Genomic DNA, 26,119 nt, shown 5'->3' on the forward strand with positions numbered 1-26,119 from the left:
TTAATTATTCTCCTTACAAAGTAGAAGGCTCAATTCGAGAGGATATTGGAGGTGTAGCTATTATGCCAAGGATTTTATATAGCTTTTAAGCAAAAAAAACCTCACAGGTTTCAAAAACCTGTGAGGCTGTAAATTAAAAAATCTTAAAAAACTATTAATCGTCTTTTCTGTTCTCTCTTGGCTTTCTATCGTCTCTACGATTGTCGCGATTACGGTTGTCGCGTCCACGATTATCTTTTCCACGATTATTGTTATCGCGCTTAGGCCTATCTTGCCAACCTTCAGGTTTTGGTAAAATAGCTTTACGAGATACTTTTTCTTTCTTTGTTCTAGAATCTATTCCGAAGTATTTTACATCAAAAATATCTCCCATATTTACAACATCAGAAACATTTTCAGTACGTTCCCAAGCTAATTCACTTACGTGAAGTAAAACTTCGTTTCCTGGCGCTTCAGTATATTCTACTACAGCTCCAAAATCCAACATTTTCACCACTTTAACTTCATAAATGCTGCCAACTTCTGGTTTAAACATCATAGCATCTATATGAGCCATTACAGCATCAATACCTTTGTTGCCAACACCAAGTATTTCAACAATACCTTCTTCTGTAACAGGGTCTTCGTTGATTACAATAGTAGTTTCTGTTTCTTTTTGTAATTCTTGAATCACTTTTCCACCAGGACCAATTAATGCGCCAATAAATTCATTTGGAATACGCGTCGTTACCATTGTAGGAGCGTGTTCTTTAACATTAGCGTTAGGTTGTTGTATGGTGTCTGTTAATTTTTCAAGAATATGTAAACGACCATCTCTTGCTTGCATTAATGCTTTTACTAAAATCTCATAAGACAACCCTTTTATTTTAATATCCATTTGGGTTGCTGTAATACCTTCAGCAGTTCCTGTAACTTTAAAATCCATATCACCTAAATGATCTTCATCACCTAAAATATCAGAAAGTACAGCAAATTTGTCTCCATCAGAGATTAATCCCATTGCAATACCAGAAACAGGTTTTTTTAATTGAACACCTGCATCCATTAATGCCATTGTACCAGAACAAACGGTTGCCATAGAAGAAGAACCGTTAGATTCTAATACTTCAGATACAACTCTTACTGTGTATGGGCAATCTTCTGGCACCATACCTTTTAAGGCACGTTGTGCAAGGTTACCGTGACCAACTTCTCTACGAGAGGTGCCTCTAATAGGTCTTGCTTCACCTGTTGAAAAAGGTGGGAAATTATAATGTAGATAAAAACGCTCTTCACCTTCGTAAGATGGCATATCTATTTGGTTAGCTTCTCTACTTGTTCCTAAAGTAACAGTTGCTAAGGCTTGAGTTTCTCCACGTGTAAAAATTGCTGAACCATGAGTAGATGGTAAATAATCTACCTCACACCAGATTGGTCTAATGTCAGTCGTTTTACGACCGTCTAAACGTAGACCTTCATCTAAGGTTAGGTTTCTAATAGCTTCTTTTTGAGCTTTAGCTACATATTTATGAATAAGCTTACCTAATTCATCTTGTTCTTCTTCAGAAAAAGAATTAAAGACTTCTTCTTTTATTTCGCTAAATGCTGCGCTTCTTTCATGCTTTGCAGAACCTGCTTTTGCAATAGCATAGGTTTTGTCGTAAACCATTTCGTGAATCTTCTTAGCTAAATCTTCATCTTCAACTTCAGGATCATATTCGCGAGTTTCTTTTTTACCAAATGCTTCGGCTAATTTTAACTGTGCATCACATTGAATTTTAATAGCTTCGTGAGCTGCCTTAATAGCTTCTACCATTTCTTCTTCAGAAATCTCATCCATTTCACCTTCTACCATCATAACAGAATCAGCAGATGCACCAATCATCATATCAAGATCAGATTCTTCTAATTGCGCATAAGAAGGATTGATAATAAATTCACCATTAACACGTGCTACTCTAACTTCAGAAATTGCAGTTTCAAAAGGAATATCGGATAACTGAATTGCAGCAGAAGCAGCTAAACCTGCCATAGCATCTGGCATTACTTCAGGATCGTGAGACATTAACTGAATCATTACCTGAGTTTCTGCATGGTAATCTTTTGGGAAAAGTGGACGAAGACAACGGTCTACTAAACGCATAGTTAATACTTCTCCATCACTTGGCCTTGCTTCTCTTTTAAAGAATCCACCAGGATAACGACCAGCTGCAGCAAATTTTTCTCTATAATCTACTGTTAATGGTAAAAAGTCTACATCTGCTTGGTGGTAGTTAGATACAACCGTACATAACAACATACATTTTCCAGATTGTACAACAACGCTACCATGAGCTTGTTTTGCTAGTTTTCCGGTTTCGATAGAAATTTCTCTACCATCACCTAGGTCAATGACCTCTTTGTAAGTTTTTGGAATCATAAATTTTTTAATTCATTTTAATTCAGTGATAGTGTTTACTCAAAATCACGAATTAATCTTGTTAAACAATGGTCGTTGTGTTGTTGTGTAGTAGTTGTTGTGACCAATGAAAAACCGAAGTCCCATTCTTGTTTTGGGATCTTATCTGCTATTTTCAATTCGAAATGTTATACGCTCTCGATTGCGTTTGTATTGTAATAAAAAACCACGCTATTAGCGTGGTCTTTTTTTATAGAGATTATTTTCTTAATCCTAATTCTTTAACTATTGCACGATATCTTAAGATGTCTTTCTTAGTTAAGTAGTCTAGTAAAGCTCTACGCTTACCTACTAATTTTACTAACGAACGCTCAGTGTTATAATCTTTACGATTTTTCTTTAAGTGCTCTGTTAAGTGATTAATACGCTCTGTAAATAATGCAATTTGCCCTTCTGCAGAACCCGTATCATTTTTTCCTTTACCGTGTTTTGCGAAGATTTCTTCTTTTTTTTCTTTAGATAAATACATTCTAATATTGTTGTAAATGATTGTTATGTACCTTGAAAGGTTTTCTTTCAAGCTGCAAATATAGTACTTTTTTGCTTTCTGAAGTTTTTTTTGTAACTTTTAATCTGTGACACAGTATTTTTAATATATTTTCCCCTTTACTAATAAGAGCTTTTGCCTATTGACCTAAAAACTTTAAGGATGAAAGCTTCGCGCACCAATCAAAATTTTTCTAATGCTAACGATGTTCTCAATCGTGTTTTTAGCCATACCTATAATGGTATAGCTGTTGTTAGTATGGATGGCAATTGGTTAAAAATGAATGAAGCGGTTTCTGATATTTTTGGATATACTAAGACTGAGCTTTTTAACATGGATATTAATAATATAGTATTCATAGAAGATTTAGGTGTACATGAAACAAAGTTTGAAAAGCTCATTAATGGTACAATAGATAAGTATAGAGTAAAACAGCGCTATTTTCATAAAAATGGAAATGTTATTTGGGTATTAATTTATGTGACTTTGGTTTATTTTAAAGAAGGAAGGCCACATATGATTTGGCAATTTACAGATGTGACAAAACGTCAAAAAAATCAAGATAAATTAAAAACGATGCTAAGTGTGGCTAAAGAGCAAAACGATAGATTAACGTCTTTTGCTAATATTGTAACCCATAACCTAAGGTCTCATTCAGGAAACCTTTCTACACTTACTGAATTTTTAGAAGAGGATTTTACTAATATAACTTCAAACGAAAACTATACACTTTTAAGACAAGCTATAGATAATTTGCAAGAAACGGTTTCGCACCTTACTGAAGTGGCAAAGATTAAAGAAATTGAGCCTTCAAAGTTACAGACATTAAACCTCTACGAATTTGTAGAAAAAGCAATGTATAATATTATTGCTATGGCACAAAATTCTAATGCATTAATCTATAATCATATTAATGAAGCGCATAACATTAAAGGAGTACCTGCGTATTTAGATAGTATAATACTCAACTTCTTAACAAATGCTATCAAATACAAATCTGAAAAAAGGACACTTGTTATAGAGCTTACCTCTCATGTTGAAGAGAAATACATTGTATTGAGAATTAAGGATAATGGGTTAGGTATAGATTTAGAAAAATTTGGTGATAAGCTGTTTCAGATGTACAAAACCTTTCATTATAATGAAGATGCTATTGGTATAGGGCTTTTTATTACAAAAAATCATATCGAATCTTTAGGAGGTAAAGTAACTGTGGATAGTGAAGTTGATGTGGGAACAGCGTTTTCAATTTATCTTAGAAAAGCATAAAATGTGCTTTTACCATTAAACTTTTTTGAATTGTTATAGTCTTAACAACATATTAACAATTAAAAAAAGTAATCATGAAGCGTTTTAATGCATTTAAAAAAGGTGTTATAGGTCTTGTTGTTTTAAGTTTAGCATTTACATCTTGTAGTAACAATGATGAGGCTACCGAAACAGAAGATTTTACACAAGACACAACAGAGGTACAGCGTTCTGCTGAGATTGACCAAATAGATAATGTTCTCGGAGATATTGTAATTGATGCTTATGAGCAGCAAGAGTTTGAAATTGCAGATAGAATAGAATCTATAAAAGATAGTTCAGAAAGAGAAGCTTACTCTAGAGATATACCAGAATGCGTGACAGTTACTGTTGTAGCACAGCAAAATTATAGAGAAGTAACTTTAGATTTTGGCTCTGAAGGATGTGTAATCAACGGACATTTAATACAAGGACAAATAGTATTTGATTATACCAGAGATACAGAAGCGCAACAGATAATGATTAACTACAATTTGGTTAATTTCTACTTTGATGCCAAAAATGTTATAGCAAGTCGTTCAATTTTAAAAGAATTATCTAACGAAAATGGAAATCCACAATTTACGCACAATTTGAGCATTACAGTTATTTGGCCAAATGGAGCTCAAGCCTCTAGAGAAGGTACTAGAATTAGAGAATGGGTAGAAGGTTTTGGTAGTGGTGTTTTTAGTGATAATGTTTTTGAAATTACAGGAAGCTGGACGGCAACCTTTGTTAATGGAAATACACATGCATATGAGGTTATTGTTCCGTTACGAAGAGAAGCGGTTTGTCCGTATTTTGTTAGTGGTTCTTTTAATGTACAACGCACCAACTTTGGAGGAGTATTCGATTTTGGTGAAGGTGAATGCGATAACCAGGCAACCTTTACCTTTAATAATGGCGCCGAAATACCAATTATTTTGAATTAGTATTGTGGTTTGGTTTTAGTTGATTGGAAAAAAAAGCGAGCCGAAAGGCTCGCTTTTTTATGCTCTTAAAGGTTGGTTTTTTATTAAATCTATATAAAGATTTATTTTTTTCTTTAAATCTCGTCTGTGCGAAATAAAATCTAAGAAACCATGTTCTAATAAGAACTCAGAGGTTTGAAAACCTTCTGGTAATTCTTTACCAGTAGTATCTCTAACAACTCTTGGACCTGCAAAACCAATTAACGCTCCAGGCTCAGAAATGTTAATATCACCAAGCATAGCGAATGAAGCCGTTGTGCCTCCTGTAGTTGGATCTGTACATAGTGAGATGTAAGGGATTTTTTCTTCTGCCAATTGTGCTAATTTAGCTGAGGTTTTAGCCAATTGCATAAGTGATAATGCAGCTTCCATCATACGAGCACCACCAGATTTACTAATAATCATAAATGGTACTTTGTTTTTTAACGCATAATCTGCAGCTCTGGCAATTTTTTCACCAACAACACTACCCATAGATCCTCCAATAAAACTAAAATCCATACAAGCAATAACCAAATCATTACCCATAGATTTTCCAACAGCAGTTCTTACAGCATCTTTTAGAGAAGTCTTAGTTTGAGCAGCTTTTAAACGATCTGGATATTTCTTAGTGTCTACAAATTTTAATGGATCTTTAGAGGATAGGTTGGTGTCTAATTCTTTAAATTCATTATCATCAAAAAGTATTTCAAAATACTCTTTACTTCCAATTCTTACATGATAGCCATCTTCTGGACTTACATAAAAATTTTGTTCTAGTTCTTTAGTATCAATTATTTTTCCTGTAGGTGATTTGTACCAAAGTCCTTTGGGAATATCTTTTTTTTCTTCAGTTGAAGTCTGAATTCCTTTATCTTTTCTTTTAAACCAAGCCATATTGATTTACGATTTTAGATTTACGATATTAGATTATCTGATATCGAAAGTTTTAGTTAGTAAGGCAAAATTACTATTAATTAATTAAACACAAAAGCTGTTGCTAAATGTAGTTTTAAAAAAGAGAAAACCTACCAAAACTAATTGTTAAAAGCTCTGATAGGTTTTTAAATTGTATACTGTTATTTTTTATAATGTATCTACATTATTTAAGTCTTCAAAAGCTTTTTTAAGTCTGTCTACAAAAGATTGCTCACCTTTTCTTAACCAAACTCTTGGGTCGTAGTGTTTTTTGTTTGGTGAGTCTGGACCATCTGGATTACCAATTTGAGTTTGTAAATACTCTTTTTTGTCCTCTACATAATCTCTTACACCACTTAAAAATGCCCATTGCATGTCTGTGTCAATATTCATTTTTATAACTCCATAGCCTATGGCTTCTCTTATTTCTTCAACTGTAGATCCAGACCCTCCATGGAATACAAAATCGATATGATTATGATCAACGCCATATTTTTCAGAAACGTATTCTTGAGAATTCTTTAAAATCTTAGGCGTTAACTTTACATTGCCAGGTTTATAAACTCCATGTACATTACCAAAGGCTGCAGCTACAGTAAATTGGTCACTAACTTTCATTAATTCTTCATAAGCATAAGCAACTTCTTCGGGTTGTGTGTATAATTTAGATTCATCTACATCACTATTATCTACACCATCTTCTTCACCACCTGTAATACCTAATTCAATCTCTAATGTCATACCCATTTTACTCATTCGAGCTAAGTATTCTTTACAGATTTCAATATTTTCTTCGATTGGCTCTTCAGAAAGATCAATCATATGAGAACTATAAAGCGGTTTACCAGTTTCTTCAAAATGTTTTTCACTAGCATCTAGTAATCCATCAATCCAAGGCAATAATTTTTTTGCACAATGATCTGTGTGTAATATTACAGGAACACCATATGCTTCTGCCATAAGGTGAATGTGTTTTGCACCAGAAATAGCGCCAGCAATAGCACCTTTTTGATCTTCATTTCCTAAGCCTTTACCTGCATTAAATTGCGCTCCTCCGTTTGAAAACTGAATAATTACAGGTGCATTTAGTGCTTTTGCGGTTTCTAAAACAGCATTAATAGAATTTGAACCAATAACATTTACAGCTGGTAAGGCAAATCCTTTTTCTTTAGCTAACTTGAAAATTTCCTGTACTTCTCTACCTGTTGCAACACCAGGTTTAATATTGTGACTCATGATAGTATGATTGAAAATTAGGCTTCAAAAATACATAATTTAAAAAATCTAAGAGATGTTTTTTGGCAATAATAGCATGTTATACATCGAAAAGAAAAGGTATAATTAAAAAGGGTAGTTGATACCTATATTGAATACTGCATTTCTAAAATTATAATTTTTAAACCAACGACTGCCTTCATCTTGAGAAGGCTCATAGGTTTTAAAACCAGTATCAAAACGGAGTACGAAAAAATCAAAATCGTAGCGTAATCCAAAACCAGAACCTACAGCAATATTTTTTAGAGAGTTAAAGTTAGTAAGTGTAGCATCTTTATCTTCTACGTTGTCGAGAACATTCCATATGTTACCAGCATCAACAAAAAGGGCTCCTTTTAAATCTCCAAAAAGAGCAAAACGTTGTTCTGCGCTTAAATGAATTTTAAAGTTTGCTTCATTAAATTCATTAGTAGTAGTTGAGCTTCCTGGTCCAAGATTATATGCGGTCCAAGCTCTATTGTCATTTGGACCTCCAGCAAAGAAACTTTCGGCAAATGGAATACTGTTAGAGTTGCCATAAGGAATAGCAATACCAGCATAACTTCTAAAAGCAAAAATATTGTTTCTGCCTAGGTCAAAATATTTTACGTAATCGATTTCAGTTTTAAAATATTGAGAAAATGTTACCCCAAAGACATCGTAGTTGCCGTCATCATTTTTTTCTGATCCAAATATTTCTGAGAGATTAGATAATAAGTTTCCTGCGAGCTCTATATGCCATTTAAAAATAGAAAAATCATTATCAAAAATGTTGGAGCGTCTATCTTTTATAAAATCAAAACTGGTGGAAAATATAAGGTTGTTTTCGGTTAATCGTTGTTTGCGTTCTTCAATATTATTTACGGTTATATAGTCATCATCTTCTGATGTTAAACTCGTATTACCATTAAGAACATTAGTAATAAATAAATCTGTTTGATTTGGAAAGCTTAAATTATCATCAGTACTTATGTAGCCAATATCTTGCGCAATTTTATTAAGCCTACTGTAGGAGTTTGTGTATACGCCAAAATAATTACTAGTGTTTAGGTTTTTTACATATTGTACATTAAAGAGGTCTAAAGTGTTTGTAACTGTTCTTGATGGTGACCAATTATAACTTATAAGCCCTGAAAGTGTTTGTTTGTCTAAACCAATATTTTGCTGACTTGTAGTTGAGATGTTAATGGCAGTGCTTGGTGACATGTATTTTGGTATAATACTATCTGTTTTAAAAGGAGTAAATAAGCGTGGTAGCGTTAATCTTATATTACCACCAAATTCATTAATATCAAAGAATGTGTCATCATTATCGCTACCATCTTTAGATGCTCCAATTGCAGCAATACCACTAATTTCTAAAGTTTCTGCACCTCTAAAAATATTTCTAATTTTTAATCCTGGAGTTACTGAAAACCCAATGGTCTGTATATTACTTTGAGAGACATCTAAATCTAGGCTTAACGCATATTTCTTCTTAGGTTCTAAGTAGATATTGGTTGTTAAAGTAGTGTCAGATTCATTTTCAATATATTCAATTCTTGGGTATCTAAACATCTGCAAATCATTAATGTAGCGTAATGTTCTGCTTCGATCTATGTCTCTATATATTTCTCCTTTATTTATAAATACAGCATCTGTAAGAGCTTTTGGTCTAAAACGTAATTTGTTTTTACTGTATAGATTATAGTCTTTGTAAGTCGTGGAATCTGAAATGGCTATAAACTGATTTTCAAAAGTATTGTCAGTAAAAATATTTACATCTTTAATTTTATATACTTTAAAAGGTTCAACCCTTACAGAGTCACCCTCTCTTATAGCACGATTAGCAATAATTAAATCTGTATTTATTTTATGATTTGTATCAATGGTGTCTGTTTCAAATCTAATATAGTCTTTACCAAAGTGATAAAAACCAGAATTACGGAGGTATGTGTTTATACGACTGCGTTCGTTTTCAAAGTTGTCAGCATTAAACTGCTCTCCCTTTTTTAATAAAGACCTTTTATTAAATTTGCTATAAAGGGTGTCAATTGCAGGACTACTGATTGTAGATCTTAAAGAATCTAGTGTGTACGGAGTGTTTTTTGTGATTTTATAGGTGACCTGAGCTCTTTTGTTACTATCTTTTATAATTTGATATTCTACCTTATTATCAAACCATCCTTTACTGTAATAATATTTTCTAAGCCTATTTGCTGTTTTTTTTGTTTTTACTTCATCGAGTATGGTTGGTGCTTCACCAGTACGTTTTAACCAGCTATTAAAGTTTTTTCTAGCTTGTATTTCTCTGTCAAATTGTTTTTTAGAAAGTAATTTGGTTTTCCAACGTACTTTAGAAGAGTCACTCAGTACATTAGCTTGTAGTATAGAGTCTATATTTGGTCTGGCTAAATTGTAAACATGTAACCTTAATGGAAAACCCAAAAAACTACTCATGCCTAAATTTGCTTTTTGGATAATGATATTGTTTACACGCTCGTCTTTATTTACCTTATCATCTTCTACAATGGTGTTTTTTGTAATTAAATGTTCATTAGCTTTAACACGTTTTACAACATCACAAGAATTTAAAAGAACTATAAAAACTAACAATAATACCTTGTAAAGAATTTTACGAATTTTAAATAGTATTGAAGATTTAAATTGCAAGTTTTAGAGGTGTGTGTTTTTTGATATTGATTATTATTAGCAAAAATTAGTCCAAAATAGTTTTACTTTGTATTGATACAAACAAAAGTAAATACATTTTAATGTTATCAAAGCATCAGATAAAGTTAATTAAAAGTTTAAACCAAAAAAAGTATAGACAACAATTAAGCTTGTTTATTGTTGAAGGAGTAAAAGGTATAAATGAATTTTTAAATTCAGATTTTAAGCTTCACAATTTATATACAACAAAATCAATTTTTGATGCACCAAAAAACCTCACGATAGAAATTTCTGAAACCGAACTTAAAAAAATTTCATCCTTAAAAAGTCCGAACACTGCTTTAGCAGTTTTTAAAATTCCTGATGCTTTAGAAATAAATAAAGAAGCATTAATAATAGCTTTAGACGATGTAAGAGATCCAGGCAATTTGGGTACTATTATTAGACTTTGTGATTGGTATGGAGTAAAGGATCTTGTATGTAGTTTTAATACAGTAGATTGTTATAATCCTAAAGTAGTACAAGCCACTATGGGTTCATTAACCCGAATTAATGTCAATTATCTAAATCTGCCAGATTTTATATCGTCTACTAAAGAAACAGTGTTTGGAACATTTATGAACGGAGAAAATATATATAATACAGATTTACCAAAAAACGGAATTATTGTAATGGGTAATGAAGCAAATGGTATTTCTGAAGCTGTTCAGAATAAAATAACTCGTCGCATTACCATTCCGCAATTTGGTGAAATTAAAGAAACAGAAAGTCTTAATGTTGCTAATGCAACCGCAATTGTTTTAAGTGAGTTTAAAAGACGAACTATTGAAAAGTAAAATTGATAAAAATGCCTCTAGTTTGCATTTTTGCCACATTGCCAGTCCAAGGGCTATTTGGGTCGGCATCTCTTACTATTTCATCATTGATTGCAAAGACGCCTCGTATTGATGGTGTAAACTTAAAATACAGTAAATAAAGATCTATACCAAAGCCTATTTCGTAGAAATAAGTGTTTTTCTTCATTCTAAATTCACCATTGCTATTATCATCAGGATTATCTTCATTACTAGATAGGTTTAATGCTGTAGAAAAACCGCCAATAATAAATGGCTTAAAATTATTAATACGTTTTGTAGAGATCTTTAGTAATAAAGGTATGTGTATATATGTAGATTTCACCTCTCTTAATAAATCAGAATCATTAAAATCTGTACCAGCAAAGTAACTTTCATCATATTGTATATTTCTAGTAGTAAAAAACACACCAGGTTCTAATCTAAGATTCATGTAGTTGTTAAGGCGCATATCACCAACAAGACCTAAGTGAAATCCAAAGGTTTTTTCTACTAAAATGTCTTTTAAGTTTTCGTTGTAATTGAATTTAAAATCGTACTGATTAAAACCAAGAAAGTAACCCCAAGACAAAAATTTCTGATCTATGTTATCAATATTATTTGCAACCCTTTCTTTGGTGAATAATTGGGCAGTTGCATTATTAAATGCTAATATAAAGATAAGTAAGATTAGGATTCGTTTCATGTTATGCTTTAGATGCTGTATATATGGTTGCTACACCCATGGTTTGAGGTTTGTCTTCGACATTAATAAACCCAATTTTTCTCAAAATATTGTTTAAGGCTTCACCATAAGGAAAAACAGAAGCAGATTCGCTAAGGTAATTATAGGCAATTTTATCTTTAGAGAACAATTTTCCTATTACAGGTAAAATAAAATTACAGTGAATTTTATAACCAAATTTATAGATAGGATTTGTAGGTACAGAAGTTTCTAAAATCACAAAAACTCCATTAGGTTTTAAAACTCTTAAAATTTCAGAAAGTCCCTTCTCTAGATTTTCAAAATTTCTCACACCAAAGGCAACAGTAATAGCGTCAAAAGTATTGTCTTCAAAAGGTAGATTTTCAGAATCACCAATAACCATAGAAATGATATTGTCTAGCTTTTTTGAAGCAATTTTTTTTCTTCCAACTTCAAGCATACCATTACTAATGTCTAAGCCAATAATTTCTTTAGCATTAGTAGCCGTTAAACTAATGGCAAGGTCACCTGTACCAGTAGCAATATCTAAAATGTTTTCAGGTTTTTTTTGAGAAACGATTTTAACGACTTTATTTCTCCATTTTACATCAATACCAAAAGAAATAACACGGTTAAGTCCATCGTATTCATTAGAAATAGTATCGAACATTTCAGTAACCTGTTCTTTTTTAGAAGCGTCACTGTTTTTGTATGGTTTAACTTTTTCGGCCATTAAAAATTTTTGGCAAAAATACGTGAAATTTTTCATTTGAAAGTTCTCTAAAACAAAATGAAAAAAAATTAAAGAACTAATAAAATAGTAATTAAGTAAACAATTGTTAGTATTAATAAGCTGAATAATATCTCAGGATGAAAAAAGGAAAGACTAAGCCTAATTTTAAGTGCTTAAGGCATATATTAACTTAGAACTTCTTAGTATATTTGTATGTTTATAACGAACAATTCACGATGAAAATAATTATCGCAGGCGCAGGCGAGGTAGGATTTCATTTAGCAAAATTACTATCCTATGAGTCGCAAGAGATAACCCTTATAGATACAAAAAAAGACAACCTTACGTATGCTGGTGAGCATTTAGATATAAAAACCATAAGAGGTGATGCGACATCAATTGCTATTCTTAGAGAAGCGCGTATAGAATCTGCGGCATTATTTATTGCAGTAACTTCATCAGAAACTACAAATATTACAGCAAGTGTGCTTGCTAAACAATTAGGAGCGCAACGTACCATAGCTAGAATTTCTAATACAGAGTTTATAGAAGAAAAGGACGTTATTAAGTTCTCGCAGTTTGGTATAGATGAGTTGATATCACCAGAAGCATTAGCGGCTTCTGAGATTGAATTATTATTAAATCAGTATGGGTTTAATGATACCTACGAGTTTGAAGATGGAGCATTAACCATGTTAGGTTTACGTTTATCTAGAACAGCTAAGTTTGTTGGTAAAACTGTAAGTGAAGCAGCACATATTTATCCTGAATTGCATTTTATTCCAATAGCAATTCAACGTTATGGAACACAATACACTATAATTCCTAGAGGAGATACCCAGTTTAAAGAAGGGGATAAGGTCGTTTTTATGACTTCTAAAGGTGGAGATGATGAACTCTTTGAGTTATCTGGTAAAGTAAGAAGCGAAATAAAGAATGTAATGATTCTTGGCGGAAGTAAAATTGGTTTTAAAACCGCTAGAGATCTATGCCAGAGTAAATTTAATGTTAAGATTGTAGAAAGTAAAAAACCAATTGCTGAAGACCTTGCAGATCGCTTACCAAATGCTTTGGTAATTTGTGGTGATGGTAGAAATGTTGAAATATTAGATGAAGAGAATATTTCAGATATGGATGCTTTTATATCTGTAACTGGTAATTCTGAGACTAATATTATGTCTTGTCTCTTGGCTAAATCTAAAGGTGTTAGAAAAACCATTGCATTAGTTGAAAATATGGATTATTATCAGCTCTCACATTCTATTGGTATAGATACGCTTATTAATAAAAAATTATTAGCTGCAAATAACATATTTAGGTATATTAGAAAGGGTGAGGTGGTTGCTATGACCAAGCTTACTAACATGAATGCTGAACTTTTAGAGTTTGTTGTAAAGCCTAATTCTAAGATCTCTAATAAGATTATTAAGGATTTAGATTTTCCTAGATCTGCTATTTTTGGCGGAGTCATAAGAGATGGAAAAGGGTTAATTCCTCTTGGTAGTTTTAGAATAGAGTCTGGTGACCGCGTAGTTGTTTGTTGTTTACCTCGTTCTATATCTGAAGTAGAAGCTTTTTTCTCTTAATTATTATGTCTACGATTCGTCTCAACTATAAAATTATTTTCCATTTTTTTGGGCTGCTGCTGTTGTTTAATGGTGGTTTTATGATGATAGCGGCATTAATAAGCCTTATCTATAAAGATGGTGTTACTCTAAATTTGTTTTTAGCGAGTTTAGCAACCTTACTTTTGGGTGCTGTAGCAATGTATACTACTAAAAATCATCGTAAAGAGATGAATAAACGCGAGGGTTACATTGTTGTAGCTTTTGGATGGATTGTGATGTCTCTATCTGGTACTTTGCCATACATGGCAGCTGAAGCGATTCCTACATTTACAGAAGCTTTTTTTGAAACCATGTCTGGTTATACTACAACTGGAGCGAGTATTTTAAATGATATTGAAATTCTTCCTGAAGGTGTTTTGTTTTGGAGAAGTATGACACATTGGATTGGTGGTATGGGAATAATTGTTTTAGCCATAGCAATACTTCCTTTGCTTGGTGTTGGTGGTATGCAGTTATTTGCAGCAGAAGCTCCAGGTCCTGGAGGCGATAAGTTGCATCCTAGAATTACAGATACAGCTAAGCGTTTATGGTTGATTTATGTTGGATATACAATAGCTGAAACTGTCTTACTGCAAGTTGCAGGAATGTCTTTTTTTGATGCAATTAACCATGCATTAAGTACGTTGTCTACAGGTGGTTTTTCTACTAAAAATGCTAGTATAGCATATTGGAATGATAATCCTGCTATTCAATATATCATCATATTCTTTATGTTTTTAGCTGGTACAAACTTTGTGCTGAGCTATTACCTTTTTAAAGGCAATGTCACTAAAATTATAAAGGATGAAGAGTTTAAACTTTATTTTAAGTTTGTTGCTATTTTTACCATTATAGCTGCTGTGTTAATATATTTTAGAGCAGATGTATCTCAGTCTAGTATAGAGCATCCAATGGTTTTAGGGGAAGGTGAAAGCGCTTTTAGGCATAGTTTATTTCAGGTGTTAGCTGTTATAACCACAACAGGTTTTGTGAGTGCTGATTATACCATGTGGACATCATTTTTAACAGTATTCTTTTTTGGGTTAATGTTTTTAGGTGGTTCTGCTGGTAGTACTTCAGGTGGTGTAAAAGTTGTAAGACATCTTATTTTAATAAAAAATGGCTTTCTAGAATTTAAGAGATCATTGCATCCCAATGCTATTTTGCCTGTTAGATATAATACAAAATCAGTTTCTAAGGATATTGTGTTTAATGTTCTAGGGTTTTTTATACTCTATATGCTTTCCTTTATTATAGGTTCATTAGGTTTTTCTATGTTTCAGATGGATTTTGAATCTGCCATAGGACTTTCAGCTTCGAGTTTAGGTAATGTTGGTCCTGCACTTGGCGATTTTGGGCCTGTTAATAATTATGCAGCACTGCCTCCTTTAGGGAAATGGTGGGCATCTTTTTTAATGCTTTTGGGTAGGTTAGAATTACTAACTGTACTGATTTTATTGACACCTTCTTTTTGGAGAAATAGATAAGTTTTAATTTTTTTTTTTAACTTATCTAGCCTATAATTTTACTGATGTTTTTAGGTTAAAAGACTGATTATTAGGTTGTGATTTTTTAATGATTTGTAACATTTTTTAATGTACTGCGTCATATAGGTGTAATCAACTAAAAAATTATAAGTCATGGAATTAGTATTAAATCAAGAATTAGAAGCTTTACCAGAACCCATTGCGGTATCTTACAATACAACTAAAGGGTTGTTAAATTCTAATTACAAAACTATTGTGAAGCAAAACTACAGTAAGTCAACTTCAACCTCTGTATTTGGAATAAGACAACGTATTAAATCTTCTCAATTCAATAAGGTGAATCATACAGCTGCCATTTTAAAAATGTCTGTATTTATAGTAGCGTTACTAGCTATTTTCTAAAGGAAATACACCTGCATTTCTGAACTTTTTAACTGGTATTTCTAACAACTACCTTTTATAGGATTCGCAATATAAATTTATGTTGCTTAGGATGTTATTATTCTTTTTTAAATAAAACACTTTAAAGTTATGGGTGCAAGTTCAATGATATTAAGTATTAGAAATAATTTGAATTTATTATCTAATCGTAAAAAATTAAAAAATAGATTAGGTGGTTATTATTCTGAATCAAAACAAGAATATAACCTGCCAAAGGCTTCAAAAACGGAGCTTAATGCTTTAGCTCAGCGCTTACAAAAAGAGTATAAAATAAGAATGACCAAAGTAATTATAATTACTATACTTTTGTTTTTAGGTTTGGTATATGCTTTTACATATTCTAGCAATGGAATAATAGAGTTACTAAGTTGTTAGATAACTAAACAATATATTGGTTTGGATATTTTTGGCATCATAAGAAAAAGCTATAACGTAGAATTTACGTTATAGCTTCTTTTTTTGTATGATAAAATAACGAGTTTTTAGCTTAAAGCTTCTTTAATCCTTCTAATAGCTTCAATAATTTGTTCTTGCGAAGCAGCATAAGAAATTCTAATACAATCTGGATTTCCAAACGCTTCTCCAGTTACAGTAGCGACATGAGCTTCTTCTAGTAAAAACATAGCCATATCAGAAGTATTATTAATGGTAGTTCCTTTTATGGTTCTACCAAAATAAGCAGACACATCAGGAAATACATAGAAAGCGCCTTCAGGCTCATTAGTTTTAAATCCTTCAACATCTTCAAGTAAGTTTAAAATAAGTTTACGACGTGTTTTAAACTCGTCAATCATATATTTAATTTCTGAAGGATCAGCTTCTAAAGCGGAAATTACCGCGCGTTGAGCAATACAATTTGCTCCACTGGTTACTTGCCCTTGCATTTTATTACATGCCCTTGCTATCCAATCTGGTGCTCCTATATAGCCAATTCGCCAACCAGTCATAGAAAAAGCTTTTGAAACTCCATTTACTGTTATAGTTCTATGGTACATATCATCAAACTGAGCCATGTTAACATGGTCACCAATAAAGTTAATATGTTCATAAATCTCATCTGAAACGATGTAAATATGAGGGTAGTCTAATAAAACATCGGCAATGGCTCTTAATTCTTCTTTACTATATACCGATCCGCTAGGGTTGCATGGAGAGCTGTACCAAATCATTTTAGTCTTTGGTGTAATGGCAGCTCTTAGTTGTTCGGCTGACATTTTAAAATCGTTATTAATATCTGTTTTTACTTCAACAGGTACGCCTCCGTTAAGTTTTATGATGTCGCTATAACTCACCCAATAAGGACATGGTAATATAACTTCATCACCTTTGTTAAGCATTACTGAAGCAATATTAAATAAAGATTGTTTTGCACCAGTAGAAACCACAATTTGCGATGCTGTATAAGTTAAGTTATTATCTCTTTTAAACTTATTAATAATAGCATCTTTTAAATCACCATAACCATCAACAGGTGTGTAGCTATTGTAGTTTTCATTTACTGCTTTAATGGCAGCTTCCTTAACAAAATCTGGTGTATTAAAGTCGGGTTCTCCCAAACTTAATCCAATAATATCTTTCCCTTCTGCTCGTAATTCTCTGGCTTTAGCGGCCATGGCAAGGGTTGCTGATGTCGATAGGTTATTGATTCTGTCAGAAAGTTGATTCATGAGTTTGTGGTAATAAAATTAAGCTTGCACAGCTGGTCGCATTCCCATTTCTTTTAAAAATCTAAAATGTGCGATTACAGCTTTTCTGGTAGTTTCGTATTCTTTATATGGTAAATTAAACTCTTTAGCGGTTTCTTTTACGATTTTTGCTATTTTTCCGTAATGAATATGACTTATATGTGGGAAAATATGGTGTTCTACTTGATGGTTTAGTCCGCCAGTATACCAATTTACTAACCAGTTTTTTGCACCAAAATTTACAGTAGTTTTAAGTTGGTGAATAGCCCAAGTGTTTTTCATAGTGCCATCTTTAGCAGGTAGGTGCATTTCTGCAACTTCCATAACATGCGCTAATTGAAAAACTACACTTAATATTAATCCTGCAACATAGTGCATAATAAAGAACCCAATTAAAACTTTATACCAAGCTAAGTCTGTTAGTAGGATTGGTAAAATAATCCACATGGATATGTAAACTAACTTAGAGATTACTAATTTGCTCCAATTTACAATCGGATTTGGGAATTTACCATAAGATAATTTACGGTTCATGTAGCGTTTCATTTGCTGAAAATCTGTAGTAATTGCCCAATTTATTGTAAGTAATCCATATAATAATATAGAATAGTAATGCTGAAATTTATGATGTTTATACCACTTTGAATGCTTAGAAAATCGTAAAATTCTTCCAGCTTCTAGATCTTCATCATGCCCAAGGATATTAGTGTAAGTATGGTGAAGTACATTGTGCTGAACTTTCCAGTTGTACACATTTCCTGCTAAAATATAAATACTACTACCCATTAAACGGTTAATCCACTCTTTGTTAGAAAAGGCACCATGATTACCATCGTGCATTACATTCATACCAACTCCAGCCATACCAACACCCATCACTACGGTAAGTAGTATCTGAGCCCAAGTAGGAATGTCTAGGGTTAATAATAAAAAATAAGGAGTTAGGAAAATGGTAAACATTACTATGGTTTTTATCCAAAGCTGCCAGTTTCCGGTACGTTTAATATTATTTTCTTTAAAATAATTGTTAACACGTTTGTTGAGTGTTCTAAAGAATTTTGCTGAATCTACTCTTGAAAAAGATAAGGTTTGCTGTGCCATACAGTCTATTTTTTGAGCTAAGCTAGGGGAATTAAAAAAATTATAAGTCGCAAAGATAGTTAATAATTAAATGGAAGCCTGTAGTTTTGAGTTAAATTATCCATATTAAAATAATGTACTTTTGCAAAAAATAATTTTTTGATGGATTTAATTTTAAAATATTTTCCTGATTTAACAGAAGTTCAGATTAAGCAATTTAAAGCTTTAGAAACTCTGTATAAAGATTGGAATGCTAAAATAAATGTAGTTTCTCGTAAAGATATAGACGAATTATATCTTAGGCATGTATTACATTCTCTAGGGATTGCAAAAGTGATACAGTTTAGTGATAATACTTCAATTTTAGATGTTGGCACAGGAGGTGGATTTCCAGGTGTACCATTAGCTATTCTTTTTCCAAATTGCCAGTTTCATTTAGTAGATAGTATTAATAAAAAACTTAAAGTCATAAATGCCGTATGTGATGCTATTGAGATAAATAATGTTAAAACAACACACAGTAGAGTAGAGGCAATAGATGAAACGTATGATTTTATAGTAAGTAGAGCGGTTACTGCTATGCCAGAATTCACAAAATGGGTAAAAGGTAAAATTGCTAAAAAGCAGAATAATGAATTAAAAAATGGAATTCTTTATCTTAAAGGTGGTGATTTAACTGAAGAACTTAAACAATATACTTCGGTTAAGGCACATTTGCTTTCAGATTATTTTGAAGAAGATTTTTTTGAAACTAAAAAAGTAATCCATTTACCTTTAAAGCATAAGTAATTAAAAAGCCATTTAAATTAATAATCTAAATGGCTTTTTTAATTGGTGTTATAATAATAATTATTCTACGATAATCTTTTTAGTTAAAGTATTTCCATCAACACTTTTAAAACGTATAATATAAAGTTGAGAGGTTAAATCTCTAACATCTATTGTTGACTCACCAGACAATACATTCACCTGCTTTACTTTTTTACCTAATATATCATAAATTTCAGCAGTTAAATTTTTATTAGTAGATACTGTAAGTTCGTCTTTTACCTGAGTAGGGAAAATCTCTACAGATGTAAACTCTTCTTCTTCTACACTTAAGTTAGGATCAAAACTGTAAGTTACACTAAGCGGAGATCCTACTGTAAAACCAGATGCGTCATAAGCTTGAAATCTTAATGTCCAACTCATTGGCGTTGTCGTACCTGTAGGGTTTTGGTTCCAAAAATAATTTCCAGTACCAGTTGAACTATTGGGAGCAATAGTAGCAGGAGTATTTGTAGGGTATCCTGTCCCTAAGTTAACACTATTTAAGCATGTGCCAGAAAAGCATAACTGTACATTAGAGCCGTCAGAATTTACCATATTATCAACAAAGATTTTCATGTATAGTGTTTCTGTCGCTGAAGTGTTAGTTACTTTGAATCTCCAATTACAAGAATCATTGTAGCCACAACCTGTTTCAGAAAAAGAAATAGTTTCTCCATCTGTTACAATAGTGTCATCGTCATAGTTTCTAATTTCAAATTGAGCAAAAGCAGCATAATTCAAAAAGATAAAACTTATTAAGAGTAATGTTTTTTTCATAGTCATTTGGTTTTTATTAACTACGCAATTTACAAAAAATACTAAATTGCTAATAATTATTATTAAATTTTTGTGTAATTAATAATAAAAAGGGAAGCTATGTAAGCTTCCCTTAAAAAATTATATTTAATATTTTTTATTTGCTAACAACAAACTTAGAGCTATAAGACGTATTACCATTTTTTATGGTCATAATATAATGACCAGCGTTTAATTGAGATACTGGAAGCTCTATATTTTGATTACCAAATAATTCTTTATATGAATTAGTAATCACTGTTCTACCTAACATATCTGTAACAGTAACATTGTAATCGCCATTACTAGCATCAAAAGCAATATTAATGACATCTTTTGCTGGATTAGGATAAATAGAAATTGAATCAATACCAGTAACTTCTTCAATGCTTAAAGCTTGTGGGACAGAGCTATCAAAAGCACCTGCAATACGGCCACTATCTTGATCAATTAATACAACAATAAGGTGCATATTATTAGCGTTACTTGTTGCAGGGATATTATAGCTAAATGAATGTGAAACTGTTTGTCCGTCTGTAACAGAAGTAGGTATAGAGCCAGCTTCACCATTAAATCCGCCTAATAAAGCTACGCCTACATGGTCGTAAACCATTTGTGCTGCAGGAACAGGGTTAGGTAAGTTTTCATAACCGCCCATTGGTCCATTGCCGCCACCAGCATAATTATTAGCTTGGTTGTAGCCACTGTCAGTTCCAGTGATACCATCTTCAGTAACAATTACACCAAGTCTAAAATTAGCACCAGCTTGAGCAAAATTAGAATAAAACGTTGCGTTAGCGTTAATAGTTAAGGTGTTTCCAGTTTGTGTAGCTCCAACACTAAGGTTTACAGGAACTAATTCATTAATTTGTGCATTGTATGCAGCTTCTAAATCTCCTTGTGCTGGGTTAACATCTTCTATAAAACGATCTACAACACCACTTGGATATCCGCCAATGTATTGTGCTATACCATTGTCGTATTCAGCAACTGCCATAGGGTCTGCATTATGCACAGCAACAAGAGCTGTGTTAGCAGAGTAGTTTGTACCCATATAATCCATACCTACAGCACCTCTTGGACACCAAGGACACCATGTTCCTGTTGCTTCTTCAATTAAAACAATTTTTGTACCTGATTGAGAAAGCGTATTAAACTTAGTGTTTAATGAATTATTTGTTGGGTCACCATCAGCACCTCCATTAACATTATCAATAGTTACAGTAATATCTTTTTCTTCAATATTAGAATAGTTTATTTGGGTAGAATGGTTAAGTGTTTGTGTTTGATTAGGTGCAATGTTAACACTGAAATTCTCAGAATAATTATTAGTGCCATCATTCCAAGATATATCTAAAGAAGTAATAGCAGTAAGACCATTATTAAATATATTAAATGACAATGGGTTATCCGTAGAAGCTAAAGAATATCTGTTTAAACTTATGTTGTCTAATTCTGCATCTAAGTTTAATGGTGATCTTACTTCAATATCATCTATTATCCAGTTATCTCCATCATCATTAAGATGTACAAATGCAATATAAATCATCATACCATCATAAGCTGATAAATCAACAGAATGAAGATTAAAACCATTAGCTCCAAGAGTGGTTTCGTTATATGTAGCAACAGTAGTAAAGTCAGCATGAGTGGTCTGAGAAGCTGTAGAAACTTTTACTTCGTAAATAGAACCATAATCAGTACCATAACTTTGAGCGGCATAGAATAATAATTCTGCATTATTTGCGCTAGTTAAATCTATTTGGCTAGTTACTAACCAATCTTCAGCAATACCTCCAGTAACATTTTCGTATTGATTAGCAGCGGAATAAGTTCCAGTATTTGGTGCTGTTGCTTGAATCCAATCATTAGTTACACCTAAACCATTGGTCCCTCTAAAAGAAGTCCAGCCTGTAGGTGGAAATGTTGCGCCTTCAAATCCTTCGGTCATTATTGTTTGCGCAGAAGTAAGTTGTGTGCAAGCAAAACAAAGGGTTAGTAAAAAAGTAATTTTTTTAATCATATTTAGTAGTTTTTAGTTAATTAGATGAAAAATTCTCAAAATTAAGGGCTGAATGTAATTAAATCTCTATTTGTGTCAAAATTATGTGAAAAAAAAAACGGTATTTTTAATAAAATACCGTTTAAATGCAATTTTGTGGGTTAAAATTAAAAACTCACTGTAAGGTTAGCACTTAGACCTGTGTTTTCTGGTACAAATCTACAGACACCACCAATACATATTAAACCACCACGTTGTCTTCCGTAGTTAATGCCTAATCGCGTATTGCCTTTAGTGTAGCTTCCACCAACACTGTAGTAGTGGATTTCGTTTAAGCCTTCGTAATTCCAATTATCAGCAACGTAAACACCTAAGCTAGTTGAGAAGTTGTACTCTAAAACTGAAGCTACCCAATTTTTTCTGTCGTCCTCACTCCATAAGTGTTGTGCTACAAATCTTACAGCTTTGCCGTCGTTAAATCTTCTTGTGGCTTCTGCAACTGCAATATGAGCATTAAAAGTTTTATTTCCTAATGGACCACCTTCTACAACTCCTTTGTCTATAGTGACATTTTGGTATGTAAATACCGAACTCCATTTTTTAGTGAATTTTTTCTTTACTTCAATATTAAAATCTCTATATAATTGATGTCCAGTTCCAATAAATTTGGCTTTATACCATCTGTTTTCTATATCATAATCAGCATCTAATCCTCCCCAATAAGAGAAGTTTGCAGCTAATTTAGTGCCGTATTTTCCTCCTAGTGCACTTCCTTTTTTAAAGGTGTAAAAGAAATCTATTTGTCCACCAACTTCACCAGCTCTTTGGTCAAACGTTTCTATGATTAATCGTGGTTGTGGATTGTATACATAAATGTTAGTTAGTAAATAATCTTGTTGTTTAGTAAGACCAGGTACATAATTTACAACCTGCTGGTTAAAAATGTTACCTTCAGCTAAGCGATCTGAAAAGAAACTGAAATTTTCTAATCGTCTAAAAGTTGCATTTAATCCTAGACCTTTTTTTGTGTAGCCAGCATTAACTTGTAATGCAGTTCCGTCATACAATTTGTTAGAAGCTATTTGGCCTTCATTGGCTATAACGTCTGGATCTTTAAGAATAGCTTCAGCACCAGCGTAAAAGTCACCAATAATAAAATCTAATCGCCCACCATAAGCGCCAACATTGGTTGGGATAGCCTCTACGCCATTATTATCTTGGTTTCTTCCTACATAACTTAGTCCCATTTGTATGTCAACTTTTTCAATGTTTAAAGCACGACTTAAGTTAATGTCAGTGTCTATACCTTGTATGGTTCCTTCAGATTCTTCAAACCCATAGCGTTGTTTTCCAAAAACAGCTTTAACTTGAATATTTTCGGTTAGGTTAACTTTAATGTTTAAACCTTTTAAAGCATTGTTTAAGCCTAATTGGCGATCTTCCCAAGAACGTAATATTAAACCGCTACCAAATTGTTCGTAGAAATAACCACCTGTAATGTCTAAATTCTTATCTCGGTAGTTAACATAATATGTTGCAATACCGTTTTGATTGTCAAAATTAGGGTCATAACCTATTAATGCAGATGGAAGGTAAGATTCAAATTGAACACCAGCAGTAAACTTATCTAATCGATAATTTAATAAAACATAGTTGTTGGCTCTAAACTGGTCGTCTGGAGCTAAAAAATTAATGCCTTCATCGGTTTGTAACCATTGTGAGTTAGATTCTAGCCCGCCATAAAAATAACCTGTTTCTTGAGCGTTAATTATGCTATAATTACATAATATAAAGGCTAGAAAAAATAATTTTTTCATATTGATTTTGTTAGTTGTTAGGAGTAGTGTAAAGGATGATTAAAGTGTTTATTTACTATGTTCCTTTATTTTTTCGTAAAGTTCTAATTCTGCACCAGGACTATAGCCAGAATGCTCATAAACAATTTTATTGTTTTTAACTAAAATTGTTAAAGGAATGCTAGAAGCGTTTAATGCACGTTTTAAATCACTGTTGGTGTCTAATAATATCGTGTATTCCCAGCCTTTTCCGTTAATCATAGACTTTACACGTTTAGCAGTTCTGCTATCATCTACAGATACAGCGATTAATTCTACATTTGTTTCATCTTGCCATTCTTCATAGATATCATTTATAGCATCTAATTCTTTAAGGCATGGTACACACCAAGTTGCCCATAGTGAAATTATTGTAACACCGTCTTTGTTTGTTACATTGTCAATTGAAACAGATTTGCCTTCAAGTGTTTTTAAATCTACACTTGGAAGATCATTTTGAGCTGTAATGGTGAAGCAATAAAATATTAGGGATAATGAGATAAATAATTTTTTCATAATAAAAAATTTTGTTATGTGGTTCGCAATAATAGTTATTTTTTTGTAAAAGTATGCTAGTAATAAAAATTAATTATTTTAGCAAAAAATAGAATATTACATTGTTATGATTTCAAAAAAAATGCCAAAGTTATTATTGTTGTTGATTGTGTTATTAAATTTCTCTTGTAGTAAAACAGAGGATAATGAGCCGCTGAGAACAGATGTAGATTTAATAGATGAAGATAAATTTGTTAGAAAAGCGTCTTTAATAGATCAAGAGATTTCTTTTAAAATTGTGACTGAAGAGGGTGAAGATGTTACTGATATAGCAACATTTTATGTTGATGGTGAGCAGGTATTAGGGTCGTCTTTTTCATCTTCTGCTATTGGAGAATTTGAAGTCTATGGAGTTTATATTCAAGATGGATTTGAGGTAACCACAGCGATAGAAACTTTTAGTGTTATAGTGCCAAAACGTAAGGTAGTTATAGAAGATTATACAGGAACTTGGTGTGGATTTTGTCCTAGAGTTACTGCTGCGCTAGCTTCTGTAGCACAAGAAACCGATGATATTACAGTAGTGGCAATACACGAAACAGCTAATAGTTTCCCTGATCCGATGCATTTTAATCAGGTACAGGTTTTAAAAGATGCGTTTGGTGTTGAAGGTTTTCCTGCGGCTAGAATAAATAGAACTAACAATTGGGCTACACCACATAATAATAGTGATGTTACAACTATAGCTGGTGCAGATACAAATTTAGCGATAGCTATTAATTCAGAATTAAACGGAAGTGAATTACTAGTTCAAGTAAATGTTGTTTATGAAGATGGTTCGCAAGAAGGTGATAAATTAGTAGCGTATTTGGTTGAGAACGATATTATTTACGATCAAGTAAATTATTATAATCAAGATACTTCTAGTCCTTATTATAGTTTAGGTGATCCTATCCCAGATTTTGAACATAATGAAGTTTTAAGAGAAAATCTATCTGCACTTTTAGGTGATCCTATTCCAAGCACACCTGCATTGACAGAATATGTAACTAGCTTTACAACAACTATTCCTTCTGATTATAATGTTAATAATCTAGATATTATTGTTATGGTAGTTAATGATGAGAATGAAGCCAAAAATTCTCAGCATGCACATATAATGGAAGATAAATCTTATGAATAAAGATTTATTTTAAAGAATACAACAAAATAAAAAGACCTGAACATTATGGTGTTCAGGTCTTTTTGTTTGAATATTATCTAAAGTTATTGATTATTTACTAAAAACTTAGTTGTAAATGTTTTGTTGTTCTCTGAGTTGATATTCAGTATGTAAAATCCAGATGCAAAATTTATAGGGATTGAAGTTCTATTGTTTAAAGTAGCTATTGAGCTGAAAACAACTTTTCCTGAAATATCAATGATGCTTATTGATGCATTAGTGTTTGTGTTTGATAATAAAACCAATTCATTCACGATAGGGTTTTTTTCAAGTTGAAATAGAGTCAAATTATTTTCAGTAACATTTAATGGTGGTGATAGTATTTCGGTTAATGCAAAATTTACATTGTCTTCATTTAACTGCACATGTGGTTCATTATCATCTGGTAAAAATGTATTATCAA

23 protein-coding genes are annotated in these 26,119 nt (G+C 32.2%); 9 read left to right on the forward strand and 14 right to left on the reverse strand.

Annotated elements, in window-relative coordinates; all coding sequences use genetic code 11:
- Positions 1 to 154: 154 nt before the first annotated feature.
- Positions 155 to 2,398 carry a polyribonucleotide nucleotidyltransferase gene (locus N4A42_RS12455; RefSeq protein WP_294074486.1) on the reverse strand — a complete coding sequence of 748 codons (2,244 nt, stop codon included), beginning with the start codon at positions 2,396 to 2,398 and terminating at the stop codon, positions 155 to 157.
- Between the two features lie 238 nt (positions 2,399 to 2,636).
- Positions 2,637 to 2,906, reverse strand: a complete 270-nt coding sequence (gene rpsO, locus N4A42_RS12460) for a 30S ribosomal protein S15 (protein ID WP_294074489.1) — start codon at positions 2,904 to 2,906, stop codon at positions 2,637 to 2,639.
- A 180-nt stretch (positions 2,907 to 3,086) separates the two neighbouring features.
- Here rpsO and N4A42_RS12465 point away from each other — a divergent pair, with 180 nt between their 5' ends.
- Both N4A42_RS12465 and N4A42_RS12470 read left to right on the forward strand, forming a co-directional pair.
- Positions 3,087 to 4,193, forward strand: coding sequence for a PAS domain S-box protein (locus N4A42_RS12465; RefSeq protein WP_294074492.1), 1,107 nt, complete (start codon positions 3,087 to 3,089; stop codon positions 4,191 to 4,193).
- A gap of 74 nt (positions 4,194 to 4,267) precedes the next feature.
- Entirely contained in the window at positions 4,268 to 5,143 is an 876-nt protein-coding gene (locus N4A42_RS12470) for a hypothetical protein (protein WP_294074495.1), read from the forward strand.
- A 57-nt stretch (positions 5,144 to 5,200) separates the two neighbouring features.
- On the opposite strand, the gene accD is transcribed toward N4A42_RS12470, so the two are convergent.
- The 3 genes from accD to N4A42_RS12485 form a co-directional block, all read right to left on the reverse strand.
- Positions 5,201 to 6,058, reverse strand: coding sequence for an acetyl-CoA carboxylase, carboxyltransferase subunit beta (gene accD, locus N4A42_RS12475; protein WP_294074497.1), 858 nt, complete (start codon positions 6,056 to 6,058; stop codon positions 5,201 to 5,203).
- Positions 6,059 to 6,247: 189 nt separating this feature from the next.
- A complete protein-coding gene (fbaA, locus tag N4A42_RS12480; protein WP_294074499.1) occupies positions 6,248 to 7,315 on the reverse strand; it encodes a class II fructose-bisphosphate aldolase in 1,068 nt (355 codons plus the stop codon).
- 105 nt (positions 7,316 to 7,420) lie between these two features.
- Positions 7,421 to 9,985 (reverse strand): BamA/TamA family outer membrane protein, encoded by a 2,565-nt coding sequence (locus tag N4A42_RS12485; protein WP_294074502.1) that lies wholly within the window; start codon positions 9,983 to 9,985, stop codon positions 7,421 to 7,423.
- Between the two features lie 101 nt (positions 9,986 to 10,086).
- Between N4A42_RS12485 and N4A42_RS12490 the strand changes: the two genes are divergently transcribed.
- On the forward strand, positions 10,087 to 10,821 hold the full coding sequence (locus N4A42_RS12490) for an RNA methyltransferase (protein WP_294074505.1): 735 nt from the start codon (positions 10,087 to 10,089) through the stop codon (positions 10,819 to 10,821).
- Here N4A42_RS12490 and N4A42_RS12495 read toward each other — a convergent pair.
- Both N4A42_RS12495 and ubiE read right to left on the reverse strand, forming a co-directional pair.
- Positions 10,808 to 11,524, reverse strand: a complete 717-nt coding sequence (locus tag N4A42_RS12495; protein ID WP_294074508.1) for a porin family protein — start codon at positions 11,522 to 11,524, stop codon at positions 10,808 to 10,810. The genes N4A42_RS12490 and N4A42_RS12495 overlap by 14 nt on opposite strands.
- A 1-nt stretch (position 11,525) precedes the next feature.
- Positions 11,526 to 12,257, reverse strand: a complete 732-nt coding sequence (gene ubiE, locus N4A42_RS12500) for a bifunctional demethylmenaquinone methyltransferase/2-methoxy-6-polyprenyl-1,4-benzoquinol methylase UbiE (protein WP_294074511.1) — start codon at positions 12,255 to 12,257, stop codon at positions 11,526 to 11,528.
- Positions 12,258 to 12,493: 236 nt separating this feature from the next.
- Between ubiE and trkA the strand changes: the two genes are divergently transcribed.
- From trkA to N4A42_RS12520, 4 genes are all read left to right on the forward strand, one after another.
- Entirely contained in the window at positions 12,494 to 13,843 is a 1,350-nt protein-coding gene (gene trkA, locus N4A42_RS12505) for a Trk system potassium transporter TrkA (protein ID WP_294074513.1), read from the forward strand.
- A gap of 5 nt (positions 13,844 to 13,848) precedes the next feature.
- Positions 13,849 to 15,351, forward strand: a complete 1,503-nt coding sequence (locus tag N4A42_RS12510) for a TrkH family potassium uptake protein (protein ID WP_294074516.1) — start codon at positions 13,849 to 13,851, stop codon at positions 15,349 to 15,351.
- Between the two features lie 153 nt (positions 15,352 to 15,504).
- Positions 15,505 to 15,753: a hypothetical protein gene (locus N4A42_RS12515; RefSeq protein WP_294074519.1), complete on the forward strand. Its 249-nt coding sequence runs from the start codon at positions 15,505 to 15,507 to the stop codon at positions 15,751 to 15,753.
- A gap of 129 nt (positions 15,754 to 15,882) precedes the next feature.
- Positions 15,883 to 16,167, forward strand: coding sequence for a hypothetical protein (locus N4A42_RS12520; protein ID WP_294074521.1), 285 nt, complete (start codon positions 15,883 to 15,885; stop codon positions 16,165 to 16,167).
- 107 nt (positions 16,168 to 16,274) lie between these two features.
- Here the strand turns inward: N4A42_RS12520 and N4A42_RS12525 are convergent, their stop codons facing one another.
- Together N4A42_RS12525 and N4A42_RS12530 are read right to left on the reverse strand one after the other, a co-directional pair.
- Positions 16,275 to 17,459 carry a pyridoxal phosphate-dependent aminotransferase gene (locus tag N4A42_RS12525; RefSeq protein ID WP_294074524.1) on the reverse strand — a complete coding sequence of 395 codons (1,185 nt, stop codon included), beginning with the start codon at positions 17,457 to 17,459 and terminating at the stop codon, positions 16,275 to 16,277.
- Between the two features lie 18 nt (positions 17,460 to 17,477).
- Entirely contained in the window at positions 17,478 to 18,578 is a 1,101-nt protein-coding gene (locus N4A42_RS12530) for an acyl-CoA desaturase (protein ID WP_294074527.1), read from the reverse strand.
- 141 nt (positions 18,579 to 18,719) lie between these two features.
- Between N4A42_RS12530 and rsmG the strand changes: the two genes are divergently transcribed.
- Positions 18,720 to 19,346 carry a 16S rRNA (guanine(527)-N(7))-methyltransferase RsmG gene (gene rsmG / locus N4A42_RS12535; protein ID WP_294074530.1) on the forward strand — a complete coding sequence of 209 codons (627 nt, stop codon included), beginning with the start codon at positions 18,720 to 18,722 and terminating at the stop codon, positions 19,344 to 19,346.
- 60 nt (positions 19,347 to 19,406) lie between these two features.
- On the opposite strand, the gene N4A42_RS12540 is transcribed toward rsmG, so the two are convergent.
- From N4A42_RS12540 to N4A42_RS12555, 4 genes are all read right to left on the reverse strand, one after another.
- On the reverse strand, positions 19,407 to 20,144 hold the full coding sequence (locus N4A42_RS12540; protein WP_294074533.1) for a T9SS type A sorting domain-containing protein: 738 nt from the start codon (positions 20,142 to 20,144) through the stop codon (positions 19,407 to 19,409).
- Positions 20,145 to 20,280: 136 nt separating this feature from the next.
- Positions 20,281 to 22,185, reverse strand: coding sequence for a choice-of-anchor J domain-containing protein (locus N4A42_RS12545; protein ID WP_294074536.1), 1,905 nt, complete (start codon positions 22,183 to 22,185; stop codon positions 20,281 to 20,283).
- A 146-nt stretch (positions 22,186 to 22,331) separates the two neighbouring features.
- Complete coding sequence (locus tag N4A42_RS12550; protein ID WP_294074539.1) at positions 22,332 to 23,981, reverse strand: DUF6029 family protein; 1,650 nt, start codon at positions 23,979 to 23,981, stop codon at positions 22,332 to 22,334.
- A 48-nt stretch (positions 23,982 to 24,029) separates the two neighbouring features.
- Positions 24,030 to 24,515, reverse strand: coding sequence for a TlpA disulfide reductase family protein (locus N4A42_RS12555; RefSeq protein WP_294074541.1), 486 nt, complete (start codon positions 24,513 to 24,515; stop codon positions 24,030 to 24,032).
- A 121-nt stretch (positions 24,516 to 24,636) separates the two neighbouring features.
- On the opposite strand from N4A42_RS12555, the gene N4A42_RS12560 reads away from it, so the two are divergent.
- Entirely contained in the window at positions 24,637 to 25,677 is a 1,041-nt protein-coding gene (locus N4A42_RS12560; RefSeq protein ID WP_294074544.1) for an Omp28-related outer membrane protein, read from the forward strand.
- An 83-nt stretch (positions 25,678 to 25,760) separates the two neighbouring features.
- Here the strand turns inward: N4A42_RS12560 and N4A42_RS12565 are convergent.
- Positions 25,761 to 26,119 (reverse strand): T9SS type A sorting domain-containing protein (locus tag N4A42_RS12565; protein ID WP_294074547.1); only part of this gene is annotated, 359 nt, incomplete at its 5' end.

Origin of the sequence: Winogradskyella sp., assembly GCF_025210595.1 — a bacterium.
GTDB lineage: Bacteria > Bacteroidota > Bacteroidia > Flavobacteriales > Flavobacteriaceae > Winogradskyella.

Coding starts and splice junctions, on each gene's coding strand:
- N4A42_RS12455 (WP_294074486.1), bottom strand. CDS start 2,398: ATGATTCCAAAAACTTACAAAGAGGTCATTGACCTAGGTGATGGTAGA.
- N4A42_RS12525 (WP_294074524.1), bottom strand. CDS start 17,459: ATGAATCAACTTTCTGACAGAATCAATAACCTATCGACATCAGCAACC.
- N4A42_RS12495 (WP_294074508.1), bottom strand. CDS start 11,524: ATGAAACGAATCCTAATCTTACTTATCTTTATATTAGCATTTAATAAT.
- N4A42_RS12555 (WP_294074541.1), bottom strand. CDS start 24,515: ATGAAAAAATTATTTATCTCATTATCCCTAATATTTTATTGCTTCACC.
- N4A42_RS12515 (WP_294074519.1), top strand. CDS start 15,505: ATGGAATTAGTATTAAATCAAGAATTAGAAGCTTTACCAGAACCCATT.
- N4A42_RS12470 (WP_294074495.1), top strand. CDS start 4,268: ATGAAGCGTTTTAATGCATTTAAAAAAGGTGTTATAGGTCTTGTTGTT.
- trkA (WP_294074513.1), top strand. CDS start 12,494: ATGAAAATAATTATCGCAGGCGCAGGCGAGGTAGGATTTCATTTAGCA.
- N4A42_RS12530 (WP_294074527.1), bottom strand. CDS start 18,578: ATGGCACAGCAAACCTTATCTTTTTCAAGAGTAGATTCAGCAAAATTC.
- fbaA (WP_294074499.1), bottom strand. CDS start 7,315: ATGAGTCACAATATTAAACCTGGTGTTGCAACAGGTAGAGAAGTACAG.
- rpsO (WP_294074489.1), bottom strand. CDS start 2,906: ATGTATTTATCTAAAGAAAAAAAAGAAGAAATCTTCGCAAAACACGGT.
- N4A42_RS12560 (WP_294074544.1), top strand. CDS start 24,637: ATGCCAAAGTTATTATTGTTGTTGATTGTGTTATTAAATTTCTCTTGT.
- N4A42_RS12510 (WP_294074516.1), top strand. CDS start 13,849: ATGTCTACGATTCGTCTCAACTATAAAATTATTTTCCATTTTTTTGGG.
- N4A42_RS12545 (WP_294074536.1), bottom strand. CDS start 22,185: ATGATTAAAAAAATTACTTTTTTACTAACCCTTTGTTTTGCTTGCACA.
- N4A42_RS12550 (WP_294074539.1), bottom strand. CDS start 23,981: ATGAAAAAATTATTTTTTCTAGCCTTTATATTATGTAATTATAGCATA.
- ubiE (WP_294074511.1), bottom strand. CDS start 12,257: ATGGCCGAAAAAGTTAAACCATACAAAAACAGTGACGCTTCTAAAAAA.
- N4A42_RS12520 (WP_294074521.1), top strand. CDS start 15,883: ATGGGTGCAAGTTCAATGATATTAAGTATTAGAAATAATTTGAATTTA.
- N4A42_RS12540 (WP_294074533.1), bottom strand. CDS start 20,144: ATGAAAAAAACATTACTCTTAATAAGTTTTATCTTTTTGAATTATGCT.
- N4A42_RS12490 (WP_294074505.1), top strand. CDS start 10,087: ATGTTATCAAAGCATCAGATAAAGTTAATTAAAAGTTTAAACCAAAAA.
- N4A42_RS12465 (WP_294074492.1), top strand. CDS start 3,087: ATGAAAGCTTCGCGCACCAATCAAAATTTTTCTAATGCTAACGATGTT.
- accD (WP_294074497.1), bottom strand. CDS start 6,058: ATGGCTTGGTTTAAAAGAAAAGATAAAGGAATTCAGACTTCAACTGAA.
- rsmG (WP_294074530.1), top strand. CDS start 18,720: ATGGATTTAATTTTAAAATATTTTCCTGATTTAACAGAAGTTCAGATT.